This is a genomic window from Mesorhizobium sp. M0563, from assembly GCF_040321065.1.
In the GTDB taxonomy this organism is placed as follows: Bacteria; Pseudomonadota; Alphaproteobacteria; order Rhizobiales; family Rhizobiaceae; genus Mesorhizobium.
The window spans coordinates 1-20,663 of sequence record NZ_JAMYQV010000042.1 but is presented as its reverse complement, the minus strand read 5'-3'; the positions used below and the strand labels follow the sequence as shown (position 1 = coordinate 20,663).

General features: G+C 60.9%; 24 protein-coding genes and 1 tRNA gene. 18 read left to right on the top strand and 7 right to left on the bottom strand.

All coding sequences use genetic code 11. The features are described from left to right. Nucleotides 1-145: 145 nt before the first annotated feature. Entirely contained in the window at nucleotides 146-349 is a 204-nt protein-coding gene (locus NKI50_RS30310) for a hypothetical protein (RefSeq protein WP_352451823.1), read from the bottom strand. Nucleotides 350-605: 256 nt separating this feature from the next. Between NKI50_RS30310 and NKI50_RS30305 the strand changes: the two genes are divergently transcribed. The 15 genes from NKI50_RS30305 (at nucleotide 606) to NKI50_RS30235 (ending at nucleotide 14,142) form a co-directional block, all read left to right on the top strand. Further along, nucleotides 606-1,202, top strand: coding sequence for a recombinase family protein (locus NKI50_RS30305; protein WP_352718658.1), 597 nt, complete (start codon nucleotides 606-608; stop codon nucleotides 1,200-1,202). Between the two features lie 136 nt (nucleotides 1,203-1,338). Continuing rightward, entirely contained in the window at nucleotides 1,339-1,581 is a 243-nt protein-coding gene (locus tag NKI50_RS30300) for a hypothetical protein (RefSeq protein WP_352718655.1), read from the top strand. Nucleotides 1,582-1,632: 51 nt separating this feature from the next. Next, complete coding sequence (locus NKI50_RS30295) at nucleotides 1,633-1,995, top strand: hypothetical protein (RefSeq protein ID WP_352718652.1); 363 nt, start codon at nucleotides 1,633-1,635, stop codon at nucleotides 1,993-1,995. A 539-nt stretch (nucleotides 1,996-2,534) separates the two neighbouring features. After that, entirely contained in the window at nucleotides 2,535-6,197 is a 3,663-nt protein-coding gene (locus NKI50_RS30290) for a hypothetical protein (protein ID WP_352718649.1), read from the top strand. A gap of 1,195 nt (nucleotides 6,198-7,392) precedes the next feature. Further along, complete coding sequence (locus tag NKI50_RS30285) at nucleotides 7,393-8,073, top strand: hypothetical protein (RefSeq protein WP_352718646.1); 681 nt, start codon at nucleotides 7,393-7,395, stop codon at nucleotides 8,071-8,073. 86 nt (nucleotides 8,074-8,159) lie between these two features. After that, complete coding sequence (locus NKI50_RS30280) at nucleotides 8,160-9,335, top strand: hypothetical protein (protein ID WP_352718643.1); 1,176 nt, start codon at nucleotides 8,160-8,162, stop codon at nucleotides 9,333-9,335. A gap of 17 nt (nucleotides 9,336-9,352) precedes the next feature. Further along, nucleotides 9,353-9,751 (top strand): KTSC domain-containing protein, encoded by a 399-nt coding sequence (locus NKI50_RS30275; RefSeq protein WP_352517702.1) that lies wholly within the window; start codon nucleotides 9,353-9,355, stop codon nucleotides 9,749-9,751. 60 nt (nucleotides 9,752-9,811) lie between these two features. Then, nucleotides 9,812-10,480, top strand: a complete 669-nt coding sequence (locus NKI50_RS30270; protein WP_352718640.1) for a hypothetical protein — start codon at nucleotides 9,812-9,814, stop codon at nucleotides 10,478-10,480. Between the two features lie 3 nt (nucleotides 10,481-10,483). Then, a complete protein-coding gene (locus tag NKI50_RS30265) occupies nucleotides 10,484-11,203 on the top strand; it encodes an SOS response-associated peptidase (RefSeq protein WP_352718638.1) in 720 nt (239 codons plus the stop codon). Between the two features lie 35 nt (nucleotides 11,204-11,238). Beyond that, nucleotides 11,239-12,351, top strand: coding sequence for a hypothetical protein (locus tag NKI50_RS30260; RefSeq protein ID WP_352718636.1), 1,113 nt, complete (start codon nucleotides 11,239-11,241; stop codon nucleotides 12,349-12,351). A 451-nt stretch (nucleotides 12,352-12,802) separates the two neighbouring features. Then, complete coding sequence (locus NKI50_RS30255; RefSeq protein WP_352718633.1) at nucleotides 12,803-12,982, top strand: hypothetical protein; 180 nt, start codon at nucleotides 12,803-12,805, stop codon at nucleotides 12,980-12,982. An 11-nt stretch (nucleotides 12,983-12,993) separates the two neighbouring features. Further along, on the top strand, nucleotides 12,994-13,203 hold the full coding sequence (locus tag NKI50_RS30250; RefSeq protein ID WP_008872291.1) for a hypothetical protein: 210 nt from the start codon (nucleotides 12,994-12,996) through the stop codon (nucleotides 13,201-13,203). A gap of 5 nt (nucleotides 13,204-13,208) precedes the next feature. After that, nucleotides 13,209-13,553 carry a hypothetical protein gene (locus NKI50_RS30245; RefSeq protein ID WP_352718630.1) on the top strand — a complete coding sequence of 115 codons (345 nt, stop codon included), beginning with the start codon at nucleotides 13,209-13,211 and terminating at the stop codon, nucleotides 13,551-13,553. Nucleotides 13,554-13,568: 15 nt separating this feature from the next. Then, nucleotides 13,569-13,889: a hypothetical protein gene (locus NKI50_RS30240; protein ID WP_352718628.1), complete on the top strand. Its 321-nt coding sequence runs from the start codon at nucleotides 13,569-13,571 to the stop codon at nucleotides 13,887-13,889. Continuing rightward, nucleotides 13,879-14,142: a hypothetical protein gene (locus NKI50_RS30235; protein ID WP_352718625.1), complete on the top strand. Its 264-nt coding sequence runs from the start codon at nucleotides 13,879-13,881 to the stop codon at nucleotides 14,140-14,142. Before NKI50_RS30240 ends, NKI50_RS30235 begins: the two co-directional genes overlap by 11 nt. Before the next feature lie 13 nt (nucleotides 14,143-14,155). On the opposite strand, the gene NKI50_RS30230 is transcribed toward NKI50_RS30235, so the two are convergent. From NKI50_RS30230 to NKI50_RS30215, 4 genes are all read right to left on the bottom strand, one after another. After that, nucleotides 14,156-14,410 carry a DUF982 domain-containing protein gene (locus NKI50_RS30230; protein ID WP_352718623.1) on the bottom strand — a complete coding sequence of 85 codons (255 nt, stop codon included), beginning with the start codon at nucleotides 14,408-14,410 and terminating at the stop codon, nucleotides 14,156-14,158. 432 nt (nucleotides 14,411-14,842) lie between these two features. Then, nucleotides 14,843-15,892 (bottom strand): competence protein CoiA family protein, encoded by a 1,050-nt coding sequence (locus NKI50_RS30225; RefSeq protein ID WP_352718621.1) that lies wholly within the window; start codon nucleotides 15,890-15,892, stop codon nucleotides 14,843-14,845. A 547-nt stretch (nucleotides 15,893-16,439) separates the two neighbouring features. Further along, on the bottom strand, nucleotides 16,440-17,000 hold the full coding sequence (locus NKI50_RS30220) for a hypothetical protein (protein WP_352718619.1): 561 nt from the start codon (nucleotides 16,998-17,000) through the stop codon (nucleotides 16,440-16,442). Further along, entirely contained in the window at nucleotides 16,997-17,272 is a 276-nt protein-coding gene (locus tag NKI50_RS30215) for a hypothetical protein (RefSeq protein WP_352718617.1), read from the bottom strand. Before NKI50_RS30215 ends, NKI50_RS30220 begins: the two co-directional genes overlap by 4 nt. On the opposite strand from NKI50_RS30215, the gene NKI50_RS30210 reads away from it, so the two are divergent. Continuing rightward, on the top strand, nucleotides 17,256-17,651 hold the full coding sequence (locus NKI50_RS30210; RefSeq protein WP_352718614.1) for a hypothetical protein: 396 nt from the start codon (nucleotides 17,256-17,258) through the stop codon (nucleotides 17,649-17,651). The genes NKI50_RS30215 and NKI50_RS30210 overlap by 17 nt on opposite strands. Nucleotides 17,652-17,697: 46 nt before the next feature. Here the strand turns inward: NKI50_RS30210 and NKI50_RS30205 are convergent, their stop codons facing one another. Both NKI50_RS30205 and NKI50_RS30200 read right to left on the bottom strand, forming a co-directional pair. After that, a complete protein-coding gene (locus NKI50_RS30205) occupies nucleotides 17,698-18,771 on the bottom strand; it encodes a hypothetical protein (protein ID WP_352718611.1) in 1,074 nt (357 codons plus the stop codon). 152 nt (nucleotides 18,772-18,923) lie between these two features. Beyond that, a tRNA-Ser gene (locus tag NKI50_RS30200) sits at nucleotides 18,924-19,013 on the bottom strand. A 421-nt stretch (nucleotides 19,014-19,434) separates the two neighbouring features. On the opposite strand from NKI50_RS30200, the gene NKI50_RS30195 reads away from it, so the two are divergent. Both NKI50_RS30195 and msrA read left to right on the top strand, forming a co-directional pair. Continuing rightward, entirely contained in the window at nucleotides 19,435-19,758 is a 324-nt protein-coding gene (locus NKI50_RS30195) for a hypothetical protein (RefSeq protein WP_023719002.1), read from the top strand. Between the two features lie 72 nt (nucleotides 19,759-19,830). Continuing rightward, nucleotides 19,831-20,493 (top strand): peptide-methionine (S)-S-oxide reductase MsrA, encoded by a 663-nt coding sequence (msrA, locus tag NKI50_RS30190; RefSeq protein WP_023719003.1) that lies wholly within the window; start codon nucleotides 19,831-19,833, stop codon nucleotides 20,491-20,493. Nucleotides 20,494-20,663: the final 170 nt, after the last annotated feature.

The following is a 20,663-nucleotide window of genomic DNA, read 5'->3' as shown; positions in this document are numbered from 1 at the left end:
CTGCGGCCTCCACCTCCAGCGCCTCGGCCTGCGGCCTCCACCTCCAGCGCCTCGGCCTGCGGCCTCCACCTCCAGCGCCTCGGCCCTACTCACAGCAAAAGCCCCAGCGGCTTCACTGGGGCTTTCATGGCTTCCCTGCGGATCACTAGGCGGCGACATGCCAGCGGCAGGGGAGGCCTTTCCGCTCCGCCACGGTGTCAAGCCAGAACTGCACCCCTGTCACGCGGGCCCTACGCCAATCGGACTGGAATTCGGCAAGCTCGCCGCCCTGAAGGTGATCGGCTGCGAAGCGCTGCTCTGCATCGTTGAACTTGATCTGGAACGGGGTCTGGCTGGCGTAGTCGTACATGGCTGTTTCCTTCAGGTTGATTGATGTGGTCGAGACAAGTCACAGTACCAGAAGTATCACTGAAGTCAAAGATATAATGATACGTCCTGCGAGAAACTCGACGGGCAGCTCCGGGCGAAACCCGCAGTATCAATAGGCCTAGCCCCAGTGAGTCATTCAGAAAGGTCGATTTGGAGTCTCACACGAATGTGGATTGACTTTTTGATACGGACGGATCACATCCTCAGAGGGTCTAATGATCCGAAGGGGAGCCGCCATGCAAGCACCGGAGCACACCACATCGACCGCCACATCGAACGGGCATCTCGTCGGCTACGCCCGCACCTCCACCACCGACCAGAGGGCAGGACTTGATGCCCAGCTCAGGGACCTCACCGGAGCGGGTTGCGCAAAGGTGTTCCGCGAGGAGCTGTCCTCCGTGGCCACCAGGCGACCGGAGCTTGAGCGGGCTTTGGACTACGTGCGGGAGGGCGACACCCTCATCGTCACCAAGCTCGACCGGTTGGCCCGCTCCGTGGCGGACCTCGTGGGCATCACCGCGCAGCTCCGAAGCAAGAGCGTGGCCCTCCGCATCCTCTCGATGAACCTGGACACCGGAACCCCAACGGGGAAGCTCATGGTGAACCTCCTAGGCTCCATTGCGGAGTTCGAACGGGAGCTGATGCTGGAGCGGCAACTTGAGGGTATCGCTAAGGCCAAGGCCGAGGGGAAGTACAAGGGGCGGGCTCCCACGGCGCGACGCATGGCCCCCGAAGTCATCAGGCTGAAGGCCGAGGGCAAGACCGCCGACGCCATCGCCCAGGAGCTGGGGATCGGGAGGGCAAGTGTCTTCCGCATTCTGAGGACGGCCTAAAGAACAGGAGCGGCGGTGGCCCAGACACTCGATAACTGTGCGCGTGACAACACTACGAACCTGCACAGTTTATACTTGTTGATCGGCGACTCATTATGGCCATACTGGGCGGCGCAACCCCAATCGGAGACTGCGCATGACCAGCCTGACGCCTGCCCGCCTGCCGTCCCTCCCCGCATCAGCCGATGCATTTGCGGACCCCGATATCGCCATCACCTTCGCGCTGGACTGCCTGGAGCATTTCGAGGTGAGCGCCTTCCTGGCCGACCGAAGGGCCGGGAGTGACCTAACGGGCTGGCTGTCGCACGTCACCTCGGTTCGCGATGAGGTCAGTTCCTCTTACGGCCCCGGTGCCGGTGCCCATCCGCCTCACCCGTAGCGAGCCGCCAGGCCATCCCCGAGCCGGCCCCAAAGAGAGCGTGAGTGTGTGATGTCGAGTAAGACAATCCGTAGATATCTCGAAGCCAACCGCCGCATGATGGCCGAGGCCAAGGATATGCCCATAGGTATCTCGGTGGCGTTCCTCGGGGCCGCCATCTGGGGCTTCGACCCGCGAGACCCGAATGACCCGCTTACCCTAGAAGACCTCGCAGATCGCCTGGGGTTCTCGCCCACCACCATCTCGCAGCACATGCGGTATCTTGGCCACGGCTACCGCGAGGGCACACCGGGCCTGGGGCTAGTCGGGACGGTGCGGAACTCCGACAACGGTCGCAAGAAGATATTCTACCTGACGCCGCGCGGGCGGGGGCTCCTCTCGCAAATCGAGTTCATCCTGGACGGCGGCTCATAGCAAATTGAATAAGGCGCCTACTTGATTAGCGGCCCAGCTAGGCAGGGTTCGGCAATCGGCGTCTATTTGAAGAGCTGGGTAGCTGGGGATAGCCCACCTACTTGATAAGCGGCCAGCCGGGCGGCGCTCGGCAATAGACCTCGTACTTGATAGGCGGCATAGCCGGCCCCCGGTCATTCGATCGCTGCGCTGACTCTTCTTGTGAGGAATAAATACCTATCTACGAGAGATCGTATCGGTGGACCATTCCAATCACAGCCACCCATATTCGATGCCTGGGCGTGATGCCCTCCATCTAGGCTGCATCCACCTTTAGCAGCAATAAGCGCCGCCTCGCGCCCGTACCACGTCTTCCCAAGGTCGTCCCAACCATCTCACCGAGGCCCGCCCAATGGAGTTCACCATGGCCCGTATGGCCGTGCGTCAAGATTCCTCACCACCAGCACCCAACCGGCAGCAGTGCCGATTCGCCACCACTCACCCGCCCAGCCGGAGCCTCGATGGCCACCGCTTGGCCCACCTATGGAAAGACACGAAGCATGGACACCACGACCCCACCCGTACCAGCCGACGACGAGCAGGCCCGCATCCGCAGGGCATTCGAGAGGGTCTCCGCCAAGCTGGAGGCACGAAGGCAAGCCGACCCCAGCAACCCGGCAAGCGACCGGGCATTCCGCGACCGCATAGCCCTCCAGCAGCAAGAGGGACCAGACGGGGCCGGAGTGATCGAGAGGACCGCCAGAGCCGCGTCCATCGGTGCCTCCAAGGCGCTATTCGAGACCAAGGATTTCCTAGTTGGCGAGCCCAAGGAGACCGATAAGGCGGACATTCGGCAGAGTTTCGAGGCGCAAGGCCGGGCGCTGTCCAACGAGAGCGTCGGCTACGGTCTGACCGAAGGGGTCTCGCAACTTACCGTGGGGCTCATCGGGGCGGGCAAGCTCCTGGCTCCCCTGAAGGCCTACACCGAAGGCAGCGCCATCCTTAAGACGGGCTTCGAGATCGCCAAGGGTGCAATCGCCGGCTACACCGTCCTCGACCCGCATGAGGACCGCCTGTCGAACCTCGTCGAGGAGTTCCCTGACCTCCAGAACCCCGTCACCAACTACCTGGCGGCCGACCCCGATGACACCCACGCCGAGGGCCGCTTCAAGAATGCCCTGGAGTCCATCGGCGCGGACCTAGCCCTGGTCGGCGCGGTGCGTGTCATCAAGTACCTCCGCAATGGGGACAAGGCGGCGGCGACGAAGGAGATCGCCACGCTGGAGAAGGCCCGTCTGGCCAATGCCAACGAGTTCGGCCTGCCAGATGCGCCCTCAGTCGGCGGCGAAGTGCGGGCTCCCGAGGTGAACGTCAACCCTGAGGAAGAGATACGCCTGGGTATATGGAAGGAGATCCCCAAGTCACCCCGTGAGGCACCCGTCACCAAAGGGTCCAGGCCCACCAAGGCCGAGGAGGTTGCTCCTGGCCCCGCCGAAGACACCATCGAGCAGCTCGGCACCAAGCCACCGATCAACCCCGAGACCGGCCAGCCCCTCCTCCCGACCGAGAAGATGCCGTCCAAGGCCACTCCCACCCAGGAGATACCGGACGATGACCTTGCAAAGATACTTAAGGACACCCAGGCGGACGCCAAGGCCGTCGAGACGTATGGCTCCAGGGCACAGGCCCAGGAGGCCGGCCACAACTTTGGCAAGAAGATTCCCCTGCCTTGGCAAAAGCTTCACATCACCGGCAACGTGGAGTCCCTTATCCAGCGATCCGCGAAGGTCTTGGAGGACCGCTTTAACGTCGCCAAGGGTGGCAAGGTCCTGACGGACGAGCATGTGCGGTCTCTCGCCAACGAGTTGGGCCTCCAGTTCAATGAGGACCCGGCGCTCATCCTCGGGCAACTCGCGGAGGCCGGCGACAAAGCCAAGCTTCTCGCTCCTCAGATGGAGGCCGCGCTCCGCCTCGGCAACCGCATGTTCAACGACGCGGACGACTTGGCCAGCAGGATTGCTAACGGCAACCTCCAGGAGTTCGGGGGCAACGTCGCCCTCGCCACCCAGGAGTTCATGGCGCGGCTCGGGGTCTCGTTCGACACGATGGCCTCGGCCAACTCCATGCTCGCCAACTCGGGGCGTACCTTGCGCTTCGCTCGCTCCCAGTTTCGCTTCAGGCCCGCCGACATCGCGCGACTCAGGGGCATGGACCCCGAGCAGGTCATCATGGTGATGCGAAAGGCCGGGGGCGATCCCAAGAAGGTCGCCATGCTCCTCAACGAGAACTGGCGCAAGCGCGTCCTAGACGAGGCCACCTGGCACCTGACCAACGGCCTCCTCTGGATGTGGCCAACCCACATGGTCAACCTCACTACCAACGCCTTCATGCTGGCCGCAAGGCCTACCGAGAAAGTCTTTGGGTCGGCGGCCCTTCGGCTCATCACCAAGGACCCAGGGAAGAGGGCGGAGCTGTCCTCTCTCTCCAGGCAGGGCCTCCGGGAGTACCACTACGCGATCACCTCCCTCGCGGACGGCTGGTCCAATGCGGTCGAAGCCTTCAGGCGGGGCGACTCCATCCTCAATCCGCAGAACACCGAGTTCTTCGACGGCAGCATGACGGGCCTCCAGACGCAACCGCTTCAGTGGAAGCCATGGAACAGCATCTGGGACGTGGCGCACAACGCCTGGCAGTCGGCCAACTACAGGACCATCGTGGGCTTGCCTACGCGGGCTCTGGGCGGGGCCGACGAGTTCTTCAAAACACTCCGCTACAGGGCCGTGGTGCAATCCAAAGCGGCCACCGATGCAGCTGACGTCGGGCTCTCCGGCCAGGACTTCAAGGACTACGTGCAGAAGGCCATGGATAAGGCCATCGATCCGGCCACCGGCAGGGCACTTGATGCCAACGCCGTGCGGGAAGCCCAGATGACCACCTTCCAGCAGGACCTCAACTACGAGACGCTTCCCGGATTTGCGCTAGGGCGGGCCGTACAAAGCGCTCGAAGAACGGCACCGATCCTGGCCCTCGTGCTGCCATTCGTAAAGACCCCCATCAACGTCATCCGGTATGGCATGAAGCTCACGCCGGGATTGAATGTCCTCCAGACTGAGTTCCGAAACGCGCTCTTCGGGAGGACCGGCCAGGAGGCCCAGGCCCACGCTATCGGCCAGATGGCTATGGGGTCCATGTTCATGGGCCTCGCGGCTCATTTGGCGGCCAACGACTCCCTCACCGGAAGTGGTCCTGAGAACTACGTGCTCAAGCAGGAGCTTCTCTCCACCGGATGGAAGCCCTACTCGGTCACCCGGATGGGGGCAGACGGCAAGCGGCAGTACTTCCAGCTCGGAAGGTTCGACCCCGCCGCAACCGTGATGGGCCTCGTCGCTGACATCGTGGCACTCCAGAAGAAGAACCCCGACCAGGACTATTCGAACCTAATCATGGCGGTTGCCGTGGCGGTGGCCAAGAACCTGGGCGAGAAGACATTTCTCCTCAACCTCAACAATTCGCTGAAGGCCGCCCTTGACCCTGAGACCGAGCTTCCGAAGTTCCTGGGGCGGACGGCGGGCTCAATGCTCCCGATGTCCTCCTTGATGCGCGGTGCCAATCCCGACCCGTACCTCCGTGAGGCGCGGACCTTCGTGGACAATGCCATCCGGGGCGTCCCTGGGCTCTCCCAGACGCTGCCTCTCTCCATGGATGTCTGGGGTGACCCGATTGAGCGCCATGTGGGCCTCACGGACTCCCAGGACAACGACATCGTGGAGGCCGAGCACAACCGCATCATGCTCCAGACGGACCACGGGATCGGCAAGCCTGGGACAGACCTCCAGGGCGTGGACCTTCGAGAACTCACACTCAAGGACGGCAAGAACGCCTACCAGCGGCTCCAGGAGCTGTCGGGGCACATCCCAGGGCAGAAGAGCCTCAAGGAGGTCCTCGCGGGTCTCATCAAGTCGGAGCCCTATCAGGACCTCCCAGACGGTGACTCCGATGTGAAGGGCACCAGGCTCAACAAGCTGGGGGAGATCGTCCAGCGCTACCGCGAGGCCGCCAAGAAGGTGTTCCTCCAGGAGAACGTCGAGCTGCAACCCATCATCGGGAAGCGGCAGATGGAAGCTCGGGGTGCCGTGCAGGCGAACAGAAAGGCGAGGACGGAAGGGCAGCCTGGCGCAAGGGAGCTGCTGGAGGCCCTCACCTACGGGCAGGCCCAGCAATGAGCGGCGACATGACAGCTTCCAAGTACGGGTTCTCCCCCGGAGAACTCAACTCGCCGCATGCAATCTCCGCAGCGGTTGCCGCTTGGCACGAGCCCTGGACGAAAATCCCACCGGTGGGAAGTTTCCCATTGGGCACCTACGGCGTCGTCTGGGCGGGACAGGGCAAGGAGGGCGTCTTATGGGGCGCTGGGCATTCAACGACAGGCGTCCCGATGCTGGCCCTGGGCGTCCGACGCCTATTGGCCATGGTGCCGGCCGACTTGGAAGTCTTCGTGCAGGCTCATGCTGAGTTGGGAGCCTACATCGGACCCTCGGGCCACATCCGGGCCGCAATGCGGCGTGGGGGCGAGACCTCATCGGGTAAACCCTTCGCCGGCTATGAGGTCCTCCGGGAGATCGCCCTCCGCCAGGACGAAGGGGCCTGGACGTATCAGTCCGGCGCGAGACCGAGCGCCGCCAACCGGCTGGGGAAGGCTACCGCAATCGCTCAGGGGGCGGCCCGAGTCGCAGGCTTGGCCTACCAACGCTCCACTAACCCGTCATTTGGCGACCTGGCGCTGGGGGCAGTCGTGACATGCGAAATTCCGCGGCCTTTCACCATAGCCGTGGAGGGGCCATGATCCCAGAAGCAGAGCCGAACGATACCGACGAGGAGCAGGCTCCAGGAAGCGACATACACCATGACCCTTGGCTGACCCCCGCATGTCCTGCCCTCCAAGCTCTCGCCGCCGCCGTCTTCGCTCACATCGAGCATAACTCCCCCATGCCATCCCGCCAGCGCAGGGACGCCACGGAGCGCCGGAGGGCAATCACAGAGAACCTCATCGCAGGCCTCGCTCATCTGCTGCTCCACCGCCCAGCGGGTGCCCGCTTAGCCGTCTCCGCGAGGAACGACCCAACTACCCGCTACGACCGCCCCAGGTTTCCCCGCGAGGTGGTCACAAAACTCATAGGCAGCATGGAGACCTTGGGTCTCGTCACCCGGCAGCGCGGCGGGCGAGGCAATCATCGGTCCACAATCGAGCCGACATCTCGCCTTCGTGACACAGTGGCCGGCTTGGAGCTTGGTGCGAGGCCGATTGGGCGGGAGACGGGAGCCGAGACCATTATCCTCAAGGCCTCCACCGGGAGGGGCCGGAGCAAGCTTCTCCTAGACTACGCCGACACCCCCGACACCGTGGTCATGCGGGCGGACATGCAGGCCATCAATGCGTTCCTAAACAAGGCCGACCTTACGCTAGACGGCAGCCCGCCACCGCTCCCCATCCTCCTCACGCGTCGCTTCCAGGTTGAGCACCCCGACGCACCCCACACTTTCGACCGGCACGGGCGGCTCTACGGCGGCTTTTGGATGAGCCTTCCAAAGACCCAGCGGCATCTCATACGGATCAATGGCGAGGAGGTGGCGGACCTCGACTTCACCGCCATGTTCCCGCAACTGGCTTACCTGGAAGCCGGCGCGGTGTTGCCCCGGGGCGATCCATACGGGGGCATTGAAGGCCTGCCGAGGGCCGCAGCCAAGATGGGTCTCTCCGCGCTGCTCTGTCGCCGTGGGGCCATGCGACGGCTGCCCAGCGGGGTCCGGGAGGCCGCCGGCAAAGGATGGAACGCCGAACGGCTCAGCCAAGCCCTGGCGGAACGTCATCCGGCCATCGCCAGCATGTTCGGAACAGGGCTTGGCCTCAGGCTCATGTTCACCGAGAGCCGCATCCTGCTGGTGGCGTTGCGCACGCTCATGGAGCAGGGCGTTCCCGCCTTACCGATGCATGACGGGATCATGGTACCGCGCTCTAGGTCCGACCAGGCGACGACCGCCATGGTTGATGCGTCCCAAGGTATTGCCGGCATTCCGCTTCCGGTCGTGATCAAGGCATGAACTTAAGGTTGCTATCACCAATTCCACAACGAGGATTCGACAGCCTCATGCTCCAGCGTTAGGCTGCTTTTGGGGGTTCTTGGGCCATGTCTCGCGTCTTTTCTGTTCGCGTCCTGCTATGTACTGCATCGGTGCTGCTGGGAGCTACGGCGGCGCATGCTGCATTGCAGTTCCATGCCGGGCAGACCGATGCCGGACTCCGCTACATCTTCGTATCGGGTGATTTCGCCTATCAGGACGATCTGTCGGTCTTCGAGGCGCTGGCACTATCCAATGCGGCGGTCGCGGTCACATTCCAGTCACCTGGTGGCAACATCCAAAAGGCAATGGAGCTCGGTCGCCTCATTCGCAGGCTGGGCCTCAACACAGCTCAGTTCAGGGCTGTCGAGTGTGCTTCAGCCTGTTCTCTTGCGTTCCTTGGTGGCGTCGTGCGCTACGCTGAGCCGGGTGCAATTGGAGTTCACAAATCGTCGTTCAGTGGCGACATCCCGATAAGCACCAAGGATGCCGTTTCCGTTGTCCAGCAAGTTACCGCCGAGACCATCACTTATATGATCGAGATGGGCGTGGACCCTGCTCTGCTTCAGCTTTCCCTGCAATATGACAGTGATGATGTACGCTATCTCTCCAAGAGCGAGATGGCGAAATACAAGGTCGTAACGTTGGACTTTGAAGCAGCCCAGCCGCCGGTCGCAATCCAGCTACCATCTCCGCCGCCATCGCCCCAGCCAGCGCCGTCACAGCCGACCGTTGCCTCTTTGCCGCCGGCTTCTGAATATTCGTCACTCACGGTTCCCCAGGCTCACTCCGGTCGCATTCGGCACCCTAGGGGGGCGGCCCCGCTGAAGGCTCTAGCGGATGGAAAGTCGGCGACGCTCGTCAATCTCCGCAACGGGAGCCCGGTCACCATTCTAGGAAGTGTGGCCCGCTGGTACCGGGTGCAGGCCCACGGGCAGACTGGCTATATGCACGACACATGGGTCTATGTGGACCAATATGAAAGCGGACCTTTTGAGCAGCGCCACATACAGGTCAAAAGCTTCGACAACCTGGCCGATGCTTCCGCCTATGTTCGTTCCGCCCCCGTCCCACTGGCGGCCTATCTTGCGACAAATGGATGGTTTGCGGTCACCCTCGAAGAGACATTCGATCAGGTGATGGCCAAGAACCTCGCGATAGAACTCAAAGCGCGGGGCGCTATTCCTGACGACGCATACATGACTTATGGCAACACCTATGTCCGCAAGGTCTGCTGCCGTTGAGGGAGGAGGGAATTAGGATGGGCAGGGCGATTCCGTTGCGGGAGGCGCTAAGGGGCGGCCTGGTGGGCTATATGGCGGCGGCCAGGCTGGCACTGATCCTATTGGCCGGGGCTCAGGGGTCGGCTTTGGCTGAGCCGGTGGACGTGAAGTACCGTGGCCTCGTGGACCTCGCCAAGTTCGAATGCACGGGGGAGCTAGATAGCAGTGTGGTCAAACGCGTCTGCTACAACGCGGAGCATGCCTATATGCTGATCCGCCTCAAGCAGGTCTGGTATCACTACTGCGAGATTGACCAAGGCACCGTGTCCGCCCTGTTAGCGGCGGAGTCCAAGGGCCGCTTCTACAACGCGAACATTAAAGACTCGGGGACGGACGGCAAGTTTAGTTGCAGAGACAAGACGGTGCCGGAGTTTTAAGGGGGAAACGTGGCTCGGTGCATTCGACCTTCTGCGGTGGCGGCGAAGTGCGGCCTTGCGATGCTGCTTTTTTGGATGGCCATTGGGCCGCTTGTTGCAGAAGAAGACGCAACGGAAAATCTACAAGTCCAGATGTCGATGGCAACGGCGGCATGGTGGCAAGTCTGGTTGTCAGCGGTCGGCATAGCAGCTCTCGTCTTTACTTTGTGGTTGTCAATCAAGGCCAACAGAACGGCTACGGCGGCTCTTAAACAAGGTGACGAAACCAGCAAACGCGAATTGCGGGCCTACTTGAGCGTGGCTCCTGCGGGCGTGTTGCGAATGAAACGCATTGAACCGAAGATCATTGGGTACATTGAGCTTGAGAACGTTGGGAACGTCTTTGCGACGGATGTGAAACTCTCTGTTAAGATGTTGGTTTCAACCGACCGCAATTTGGCGACTTTCCCCGTGGACGCGAAAACGGCGGAACTAATAGGATCGGTCCATCCCGGAGCTAAGGTGCGGCGGGGTGCGGATGAGGGCGCTCCTCCACCAAAGCCGATTGTGGGTGCGAAGACTTACATCTACGTCTGGGGCGGCGTCTGGTATACGGATGGTTTCGAAATGCAACGTTTCACGAAGTTCTGCCACCGCTACAATACGGCAAGCAGGGTGAGCGGCGGAGGTTTTACCATCGAGCCTGAGAAGGCGCGATATCACAACAAGGGCCTTAACGACGCCAGTTGAGTCATGTGCAATCTGTACAACATCACCACCTCGCAAGAGGCCATCCGCCAGTGGACCCGCGCCCTGCGGGACATCTTGGGCAACCTTGAGCCGTCCATTGACATCTATCCAAACCGCCTCCCAGGTCCTGTGGTGCGCAACGCCCTGGACGGAGAGCGCGAGATTGCCAGCTTGCTTTGGGGGATGCCTACGGAGCCCAGCCAGGTAACAGGCAAGGCGGACTACGGCAGGACAAACATCCGCCACCCGAGCTATGACCACTGGCAGCAGTATCTGGACATCGAGCATCGCTGTGTTGTGCCGGTGACAAGCTTTGCGGAACCCAGTCCTGCAAAGAACGACAAGGACCCCGAGACTGGCATTCAGCGCAACTACTGGTTCGCCCTTAACGAGGACCGCCCGCTCTTCTTCTTTGCCGGCCTCTGGACGCCTTGGCAGGGGGTGCGCAAGGTGAAGGACGGTCCAGGCGATCACGAGGTCTACGGCTTCCTGACAACCGCTCCCAACGCCCTCATCAAGCCGATCCACGAGAAGGCAATGCCTGTGATCCTGAGGACGCAAGAGGAGACGGAGACGTGGCTGACCGCCCCCTGGTCTGAGGCGAAGCGGCTACAGCGCACCGCACCGGATGACGCCCTCGTGATTGTCAAGAAGCCCGCCACGCAGATCAAGTTTCCGCAGCAGGCACAGGCACCACCGCCAACTCAGGGATCGCTGTTCTAAGGCAAAAGAGCTACGGTCAGCGCTTTGAGGGGGCGATGGAAGACAATAGCGGAATTGACCCGAAACAGTATGAGCTGACGCCACCTGCACATCTTTTCCGGTTAAGCGGAGGCATCAAGCTAATTGTCGACGCGGGGGCCAAATGCCAGGTCATTGGCATTAAGCCGGGTCGAGAAGCGCATTTTAGCCTGAATGGTAGGAAGATCGGAGCAACACTTTTTGACTACAGCAACATCCGTGTGCTCGCTCGGACAAAATGCTACGATGACGACGAACTGCTGGACCCAATCTCTGACAATCTCGCTCTGCGTGCCTTCGGGCCAGATGGAAAGTGTGTTGCTTTCAGTCAAGAGTTTTATTGGTCAGGCGTTAGCCACGTTTTTCACGAGCAAGGCAAATATCTCGAAGAAGGTTATGTAAGAAGGCTCACCACTCAGATTAGGACGTGTCTTAGGCGTTTCGAGAAGCTCTTCATTGCATATTCGATGTTCCTGGAGACCTTGGCTGAGAGTCCACCCCAGAAGGGCCATCTCGTCAGAGACAAGCATACCGTCAATATCGGCGGTGAATTTGGCGCACTGCTCGATGGCCTTTACGCCCTGCGCGACGCCGTGAATGCCGTTGCGTTTCGGGTGCTGTTTGGCGATGAGGCGCTGCTTCATACCAAGAAATTCAAAATCAAGGTTCTTGCCAATACACAATCCGCGTTTGCACAACTAGTGAACGCATCAATGTTCGATGAGCAAAATGGAGACTTGCTCCTGTCCAGAATGTCCACCTATCGGTCCGTGGCCCTTCACTGCATGGGAACCAGTAATCCGGTAACGGCTGACAGTGTTCTATTTAGGGAGGAAACCGGTCTTTTCGGGCCAATTCTACGGGCCGTGTATCCGCTCTACGACGACATGGCGAAGCTAAGAGAAATAGAGCGAGGAACGGCAGTAGGTTTCTCGTTCCGTAGCAATCTTGACGAGCTTAAGCGCTTCGTAGAATTGAGGACACACGACGACGCCCTTGATTTTGGCTTCGACTGCTTCGTTCGCCTCCTGACCATGGCGAGACTGCTCGGCGACGAGCTGGGGCTTGAGTCGAGACACTTCGAGATCACAGACAGAGACATCATTGGCACTACGACCAGAGGCCAATAGTCCATCGAGCGCTCGCTTGGGTACGAATGCGGCGTTCAGCTATCGTCACTCCAGATCACCCGTCGCACCATGCGAATTTCAACAAGCCGCCTCACGCGTATCTTCATCCCCTCCGATGCGCTCGGCAGCAGGATATCCACGTCAAGCTCGCGGCGCTTGCACCGCTCGCAGCGCATGTGCCGGTCAACGTCCCAAAACGGAATGTCCCCGACCAGCTTGGCGAGGTCTCCAGGCAGATAGTGGCGCGTGATGTTGCAGTTGATGCACCGGACGCGGATTAGCTGCCCGACCTCATGCGCTTTGCATAGGGTTTGCACAAGGCGGCGCGGTCGTCTGCTTTGTTCCGGCATGGCCCCAAAAATAGGAATGAGTTCCTCGCCGAGTCAATTCGCTCTTGACTTTTATGTTCTCTTTTTGTTCACTGCGCTATGAAGCTCGTGGAGACGTTGCCATGGACCACATAGTGACGCTGGACAGCCGCCAGGAGGCCGCCCTCCAGGCCATCGCCGACAAGTTCATTGCCCAGCACAAGGGCGACCCAGTGAAGGCACTGAAGGAGATGATCGTGCTCAACGGCCACCTCCAGGACCGCCTCGACGCGCTCACTGCACCACGCCGTGCGACACGCTAGGAGAGACCGCAATGGGCATCATGCACCTGGACGCCGAAGCCAAGGCCGAACTGCACTCGGAGGCAGAGAAACTGATCGCCCGCTACGACAGCCCTCTTGAGACCGTAAAGGCGCTCATGGCCTACAACTGCGAGCTTGAGACCCAAATCCTCGCCATCGCTCACCGTCATCCGGGGATAGTTTCCATCGGCTACGACGACACGCCACCAGTCTTGGGATGATAGCTGTGGACGCGCGAACGGACCCCGTGCCACCCGATGGCTACGATAGCGCGGACGAGTGGAGCGAGACCTTTGAGGAAGCTTGCCTTGAGGTGCTTGCGGAGCTTCGCAAGGCTGGCCACTTCGGCGAGAACCGACGCGAGGACGGCGTTGCCCACAAGCTGGCCGGACGCGACCTGGAGGAGCTGGCCGACGACGAGCTTGATCTCTATGAGGAGCGCATCCTCCCCGTCTTGCGTGTCGCCCACTATGAGCCCGACAGGCTTGCCGAGGAATACGCCGAGCGGAGGGCACCGGGCTACTACGATCCGCCGCACGACGACCGGCAGCTTGAATTGTTTGCAGCGTGACGCGGCGAATTGCCCATGCATGACCTCATCGCTTTCCTAGAGGCCAACTCGGCGCTGGTGCTGGCTAACCCGGCTGCCTTTGCGACGTTCGCCGCGCTGTTCGGAGGCGGTGGCTTTGTGGTCGGCCGCTACTTGCTAACCGAACGCATCGCCAATCTGGAAAGTCGGATTGCTAGGCGTGACGAGGAAATCACGGAGTTAAAAGAGAACCAGAAAGCACCGGAGCCGGAAGCTTCCATGATACCTCTATTCGAGATGGCTGAGATACTTCCCCGCGCACCGCTCAACTTCAACCGGCTCTTAGTCCAGCGGAAAGGCGACCATCATGTCGGATAACATGCTGCCGCAGCGGAAGGCCCCGAAGCTCATTGTCGTCACGGCCTTCGACCGCGATGAGACCGGCGACCTTCAGCCTGTCTTTGGGCCTGCCGAGCAGCAGACCGAGGACCGGGCGATAAGGATCGCGAAGGGCCTAGCGGGTAAGCATGCCGGCGTCATCGCGTGGTCGCGTGATGCTAACCCGGCCTTGGGCGAGTATGGAGAACCTACGACGCTCTTTGTGGGTGGCGACGTGCCGGACATGGAGTGATCGTCAAGGGGCTCTAGTCCTCTCGCACGAAGACGCCTGCCTCCTTGGCGGCCCCGACGAATGCCTTTCGGGCGACACTTACGGTCTTTCGCTGCTCCATAACGTCCATCATCGCCTTGAGGGCCGAGCGGTACTTTGGGCCGCGCTTCTCGGCCGGCCAGCGTTCAACGAGGAAACTCGCGGCTTGGGCAGTTCGGGTTACCGTGAAGTAGCGCCCGGTGCGCTCGGTCTCGATGGTCACAGGAACGTCAAACTGCTCGTCGCGCATCACGCCAATCCCCAAAGCTGGCGAGTCGAACGGGAGGGCGGTGTTTTGGTTCCATGGGCTGGGCCAGAAGCAGCGCAGGAGCACGACATTTCGATAACTCCCCCCCTATGGTGTAGGAGTGGCCCCCTGGTGGCCTTTTTAGGGGGCGTTCGCAGCGCCAAGAGGCCTGAGGTAAGAGGGCCTGCGATCCTCGCCTTCATCGGCCCGGCTACCAGATGGCCCCGTTCGGGCCGCTGGGTGGTAGTGCTCAAAGTGACTGCCCCGAGTACCGGAAAGACTGGCGGTGGCTCCACTTGGTAGAGGAGGGAGGGGAAGCCAATCCTCAATCAGGCCCTCCACCCAGTCCCTCCCCACACGGACCTCCACCGCCTCTCGCACTATGGCCACCTTGTGACCGCCCGTCATGCAGTCCAGGGGGTCTCCTTCGCCATCCTAACGAGCGCGTCCCGAAGCCCACCCCGGAAGAGCTTCCCCTACTTCCAACTCTTCACGCACGACATCATCGAATATCTCAGGAACTAACCAGGACAACGCATCGTAGAACGGATGGCGGGGACGCACTTGGTTTGGCTCTGCGGCTATCGCCCGCATGATGTGTTCCCGCACTGTAGGCTTGAGCTTGCCCGCAAGAGGTGACCTATCGACTAGGGTTCGGATTGCTTCAGCGCACCCTTGTTGGGGACCTCCACGCGAGAGGAAGGTGTTGAGGGCCGCAGTAGCGTTAGGCTTTTGGCGATATACAAGGTCCTGATAGTGCCCGCCCGCTTCACTAAGGAGCGTCATGGTGATTGCGACCAGCCGCGCAAAATCATAGCGATCCTCTGCATCTACCATAGGCCTGGGCAACGCGTCGAACGCCCGAACCACCTGAGGCATTGCCATATTGCTCGTATACCAGTTGCCGTCCGTCTCCTCCTTCAGCTCCTTTAATGCATCGATCCAGGGCAGCCTCCGGGCGCGAAAGGACCCAATGTCCGGCAGGAGCATGTTGCGGAAATACGGAAGGCCTCTATTCGGAAATCTCAGCGCATCAAACCGGACCAAATGGGTCTCCACCACCGACCCGCCTTTGTCGAGAAGGAAGCACTTCAGTATCAATGTGTTTTCGCTTTCAGACGCAGCGATAGCCTCCCGGTCCAGTGCAAAGGCATTGTTCTTGTGTCTCAGGATGACATCCCGGAACGAGGACGGAAGGTTGTCCAGACGCGGCTCCACGCCGTGCAATACCCAGATGAGCGGCATCCCCTTGCCCTCATAGAAGATACCCCGTTCGGAGATTTCAGGCTGGAACGTGTTGGAGAGCTGGACCTCACAGACACACTCCGGGAAGCCTTCCCACCTGAAGCGGACATCGGGATAGCGACCCCGCTGCCCCTGGTCTCCGGCCACATAGGTCCTGTCGATCTCCACCGCCTGGAACCGCACATCCCGCCGCAACAAACGGTCTAGCTCGGCACAGATGAACTCATGGGCCGCCGACACTTGGTTGCCTTGGTACTGTGCCGCACGGGCCTCATCTGAAGTCAGCTTGGAGCGGGGATGCCAAGGACACCCGAGACCCTCGCCTTGCCGGTGAGCGAAGTAGGGATATCGCCTACGCCCTTTTCCTTTCGCCCTCTCGGAGACATACACGTGGCCACCACATCCCGGAAACATGCAACGGGCCTCAAGGCCATTTTGGTCTCCGTTGTGCCCGTCCGATATTCGGTTCCTCAGTGTTCGCCACTGATCCTCTGGCATGGCGACCAGATCAGCACTAGACACAACGCCTGGGGCCGGGAGGATTAGAGCACCCTTCACAGTCCTCTTGAGGCTAGCAATATCATCCGTCTCCATGGCGACTCATCCTTGTTGCGGGATTTGTATCATCCCACAGCATGGTTGTTTGATCCTCCTATGCCGCAAGACGGCTCAGCACCGGCTAGCCGCGAAGGGTGAGGCGTACGGAAAATGCGTCCCCCTGTTCGGTCTTTTGGGGGCAGTGCCTCAGGGCGCGGCGGGATGCGGACTGGACGCCCCAGCAAGAGGATCAGACCTCAGGGCGCTTGAGGTCGATGATGAAATTGCTGGCGGCCTCCGCGCCATAGCTCATTGCGGCAACCCCTGTGACCGTGAAGACGATCCCCAGAGGGAACACCACCGCGAGCAGCAAGACGGCGATGCCGAACAGCAGCCAGCCGTGGCGAACAAAATAGCGCATGAGGCCGACCGCTATCAGCATCCGCATCTCCAGGTTCCAGACGGAGCAGAGGACGCGCCCGACAATGGGGATCATCTCGTTCAAGGAATCCTCGACACGCTGAAAGTCACTGGGCGGTGCCGCAGTTTGCTCAACGGGGTCTAGCACTGCCCCAATCGAGGCCTGCACTGCGGTAAGTACTGAGCTTGTCGGCGGCGCTTCCGCACCCGTCCATCTGGCCGGCAGCAACCACCCGATGACGAACCCAATGGGGCCGAAGACGACCGCGCCGCTCACCGCGCTGCCCAATGCCGCGACGCCCGTGCTGAGGCCGATCAGATATCCGAGCCCGCCGAGAATAAAGCCGCGCGTCAGCCGACTATGTGTGTAGCGTGGGGCAGCGCCGCTCATCCGAACGAGAAGGTGAAGGGCTTGCCGCCAAGTGTCCCCGAGCCAGTGCCGCGCGTGCCCGTCGAGACAAACGTGAAGGGGCCGCTCTGGCCGTCGCTGCAAGTGAACGTGCCGCTGCCCTCACGGTTGGTTATGTACACGAAGTCACCTTTGCAGGTACGGCCTTTATTGCTCACTATCGACAGCGTTCCGGCTCCATCGATTTGGCCTGTTGCGGACCCTGTGAAGGTCTCCGAGCCGTCGCCGGATTGCCCCTTGACCGGCAGCGTCATCGCGCAACCGCTAATCGTCAACATTGCCGCCATAGCGACGCAGGCATTCCGCATAATCGCCACCCCCCAAGATGTCAGGAACGACCTTTACACCGAAACCCCAGGTACGCAATCGATGGCAACAGGGATCGCGCTTTTGGCCATGTGGGCCACAGACGCTAATGCTGCTCGTCCTGTGCCCCGATGGCTTGTGGTTGTGGTGGTCTACGGCATCAACCTGGGGCTAGGCATCGCGGCCCTGATTGTATTCCTAAGGATGCTTGGCTCCGGTGGCCTCACCGATTGGCTCATCCCGGCTTGGGTGGCCGGTTCCTGCCTAGCCGGTGCGGTGTGCATGCTGGAATCGAGCGGGAAGGCGCTCAAGGGAACGCGACCCTGACGCGCCGAAAGGCCCTCGTCCTAGGGCTACCGGATGGCGGCAACGCTTACGGGGTCACTACGAAGAACCCACCGATTGCCGCCAAAGCAAGCACAAGCTTCCCGCTCACAGCACCATAGGCCGCCGCTGCGAGAGTACCGGCGACTGTGGCGATCACAACAGATGTTGCCTGCTCCGAGTAAACGTTTAGGGTCCGTGGGCGCTCCTGGTTCATGAAGATCATCGCATTGCGCACAAAAGCTTTGTGCAGCTCCATTATCGCAATTATGATGGCAAACAACATCGCCAGAAACACCAGCCGCCTGCCGAACGTTAACTCAGGGAGGGCGGCGATCCCGACAATCAGGAGCAGCCCGTTGATGTTCAGCCCGAACTTCTTGATTGAGGTGATGGTTCTCGTAAGGCCACGGTCTACTACTGACTTTAGAAAGTCGGCCTCGCCGCGCACCCACGACTCCTGACCCCCCTGCACCAGGATTGCGCTTTCGCCCTTAGAATCCAACTCCACGACGGCCACGCGATTGATGTTGGCGGTTTCCTTTTCTTGGATGTTCACCCGCAGATAGTCGATTTTCGGAAGGTTCTTGCTGGCCTCAAGGAACTGCTCAAGGGGCATAGTTCGTTGGGTCTTCCTCTCGTTGAATGTTATGAACAACTGGCCAACCTTGAAGTCTTTGCGAATGGCGGCCACCAGCTCCTGAAAATCGGACCGGAATAAGCGAATGGCACCAAGGGGCCTGTTCTCTGTATGAAGCGTTTCCGTAAGCTCATTCGCGGTTTCGCCAGTGCTGGCCGAGTCATGCGGATGAAGGAGAAATGTCCCTGCCGTGCCAAGCTCCGACTCCCAATCGCCAGCAATAGAGCCTTTTGAGTTCAGTTCCCCACTCGCTCGAATCGGAGCCGTCTTGACGTTTGGTTCAGCCTGTATAGGCTTTGCCGTGAAGCGAAAGGACGAACCATCAAAGCTCCCGTCCCCCTCGTAGATCGCAAGGCCGAACAGCTGATCCATCACACGGAGGCGTATCTTGAGATTGGCGTCAGCGCCCTCCAACTCGCAGTAGACGTTGCCTGTGTTGGTTCCGAATAGGGCTCCCGCCCAGCGCTTTGAGAATCCTGACATGTCTCTCCCCAAACCCCGATTCCGAATGGGGACGATAGCTAAATCACCGACTTGGTGTAAGTGAATATTGGGGCACCGGTTTGGGGCACCGCAAAGTGGACCCTCCAAAATAAAGCCAGCAATACCAGCTAGTTATGGGATTAGTTCTGAACTGGCGGAGAGAGCGGGATTCGAACCCGCGTTACGGTCTCCCGTAAACACACTTTCCAGGCGTGCGCCTTCAACCACTCGGCCACCTCTCCGTCCTTTTAGCATCTTCGACGCGGCCGGTTTCGCCGTGCGGGTTGGGGAGATGCATCTCCTTTGGGATTCCGGCCCGGAATTCCGGCCGTGGGCGCCGTCAACCAGCGGATACCCTTTCCCCGCACCCGAGCCGTCAAAGCAACAGGCGCGGGGCTCATCTAGTCGATCCGGTGCCGAATGCCAAGACACTCTATTCGCTTTGCCGGATAGGGATGCTCAGCCCATGGCATCAGTGTGCTCGTTGGGCGCCTACAAACCAGTCGGCCGCGGCGTCTTCGCCGTCTGGCTCGTCAGCCGGCCCAGGTGCAAGCCGCCGGCGTAAGTTCAACTTCGCGTGTCGCGATTGCAGACGAAGCAGGTAAATCCTATTTAACAGTCCGACACGACATTCCGATAAACTCCTGGGGAGGAAGGGTCTGGATGTTCCGCTTCGTCTTTCGTCTCGCTGCAATGGTCGCGCTTTCGGTTTCGGTCATCATGGCCGTGCTCGACGCGACCCGGTCGGTGGCGGCTTCGGCGCTGGTGATGACGCCGCTCAACACCAGCTGGCTCGCCGTCTCGCCGGACACGCGCAGCGCCTTTGAAAGCTTCGTCCGCGACAAGCTCAATCCGCTGCTGTGGGACGGCGCCATCGCCTGGGTGCTCAGCCAGCCCGGCTTTGCCGTGTTCGCGGTGCTGGCCTTCGTTCTTTATGCCATCGGCTACAGGCGGCAGCGCCCCAGCGGGCGGTTCGCCGCGACCTAAAATTCCTGCGTTCCCGGATCCAGCGTTCCCCGGATCGGGGAAGGCTCAAGCAAGAAGAAAAGGAAATCGCACATGTTTCTCAGCGATATGCTGAACAAGAAGCTCAACCTGCCGAAGCCCTCCGAGGCGTTGCCCGGCCGCGACCGGCCGATCCCGACGGCATCGAAGCATTTCGTCTCGAACAGGCCGCTCAAGGGTCCCTATCCCGAAGGGCTTGAGACGGCAATGTTCGGGCTGGGCTGTTTCTGGGGTGCCGAGCGCCTGTTCTGGCAGGTCGATGGCGTCTGGGTCACGGCGGCCGGCTATGCTGGCGGCGTCACGCCCAACCCGACCTATCAGGAAACCTGCACCGGGCTCACCGGCCATGCCGAAGTCGTGCTCGTCGTCTACGATCCGAAGATCGTGTCCTATGCCGAGCTTTTGAAGCTGTTCTGGGAAAGCCACGACCCGACGCAAGGCATGCGCCAGGGCAATGATGTCGGCACCACCTACCGTTCGGCGATCTACACGTTCAACGACGCGCAACACCAGGCGGCGCTCGCTTCGCGCGATGCTTACGAGGCTTCGCTGCGCGGTGCCGGACGCGGCAAGATCACCACCGAGATCGCGCCGGCGCCGGAATTCTACTTCGCCGAGGAAGACCACCAGCAATATCTGGCGAAGAACCCCTATGGCTATTGCGGCCTGCACGGAACCGGCGTCTCCTGCGCCATTCCGGCCGCCGTCTCCGCCTGATTTTGCGCCCCTGACGCAAGGAATATGCTGTGGGGGGGGGGGGGGGGGGGGCGGCGGGGGGAAAAAGGGTTAAAAATAAGTATGTTTAATGTTAGTAGCGCACCCCCGCGGAGCCAGAGCCGAGCGGGGGGGAGAGGGGGTGTTTGTTAAAATTGGGGGGGGGGGGGGGG

Coding starts and splice junctions, on each gene's coding strand:
- NKI50_RS30205 (WP_352718611.1), bottom strand. CDS start 18,771: ATGTCAGGATTCTCAAAGCGCTGGGCGGGAGCCCTATTCGGAACCAAC.
- NKI50_RS30300 (WP_352718655.1), top strand. CDS start 1,339: ATGACCAGCCTGACGCCTGCCCGCCTGCCGTCCCTCCCCGCATCAGCC.
- NKI50_RS30255 (WP_352718633.1), top strand. CDS start 12,803: ATGGACCACATAGTGACGCTGGACAGCCGCCAGGAGGCCGCCCTCCAG.
- NKI50_RS30275 (WP_352517702.1), top strand. CDS start 9,353: ATGGGCAGGGCGATTCCGTTGCGGGAGGCGCTAAGGGGCGGCCTGGTG.
- NKI50_RS30230 (WP_352718623.1), bottom strand. CDS start 14,410: ATGCGCGACGAGCAGTTTGACGTTCCTGTGACCATCGAGACCGAGCGC.
- NKI50_RS30285 (WP_352718646.1), top strand. CDS start 7,393: ATGCAGGCCATCAATGCGTTCCTAAACAAGGCCGACCTTACGCTAGAC.
- NKI50_RS30240 (WP_352718628.1), top strand. CDS start 13,569: ATGCATGACCTCATCGCTTTCCTAGAGGCCAACTCGGCGCTGGTGCTG.
- NKI50_RS30290 (WP_352718649.1), top strand. CDS start 2,535: ATGGACACCACGACCCCACCCGTACCAGCCGACGACGAGCAGGCCCGC.
- NKI50_RS30235 (WP_352718625.1), top strand. CDS start 13,879: ATGTCGGATAACATGCTGCCGCAGCGGAAGGCCCCGAAGCTCATTGTC.
- NKI50_RS30250 (WP_008872291.1), top strand. CDS start 12,994: ATGGGCATCATGCACCTGGACGCCGAAGCCAAGGCCGAACTGCACTCG.
- NKI50_RS30270 (WP_352718640.1), top strand. CDS start 9,812: ATGCTGCTTTTTTGGATGGCCATTGGGCCGCTTGTTGCAGAAGAAGAC.
- NKI50_RS30310 (WP_352451823.1), bottom strand. CDS start 349: ATGTACGACTACGCCAGCCAGACCCCGTTCCAGATCAAGTTCAACGAT.
- NKI50_RS30220 (WP_352718619.1), bottom strand. CDS start 17,000: ATGAGCGGCGCTGCCCCACGCTACACACATAGTCGGCTGACGCGCGGC.
- NKI50_RS30195 (WP_023719002.1), top strand. CDS start 19,435: ATGTTCCGCTTCGTCTTTCGTCTCGCTGCAATGGTCGCGCTTTCGGTT.
- NKI50_RS30295 (WP_352718652.1), top strand. CDS start 1,633: ATGTCGAGTAAGACAATCCGTAGATATCTCGAAGCCAACCGCCGCATG.
- NKI50_RS30305 (WP_352718658.1), top strand. CDS start 606: ATGCAAGCACCGGAGCACACCACATCGACCGCCACATCGAACGGGCAT.
- NKI50_RS30215 (WP_352718617.1), bottom strand. CDS start 17,272: ATGACGCTGCCGGTCAAGGGGCAATCCGGCGACGGCTCGGAGACCTTC.
- NKI50_RS30260 (WP_352718636.1), top strand. CDS start 11,239: ATGGAAGACAATAGCGGAATTGACCCGAAACAGTATGAGCTGACGCCA.
- NKI50_RS30265 (WP_352718638.1), top strand. CDS start 10,484: ATGTGCAATCTGTACAACATCACCACCTCGCAAGAGGCCATCCGCCAG.
- NKI50_RS30280 (WP_352718643.1), top strand. CDS start 8,160: ATGTCTCGCGTCTTTTCTGTTCGCGTCCTGCTATGTACTGCATCGGTG.
- msrA (WP_023719003.1), top strand. CDS start 19,831: ATGTTTCTCAGCGATATGCTGAACAAGAAGCTCAACCTGCCGAAGCCC.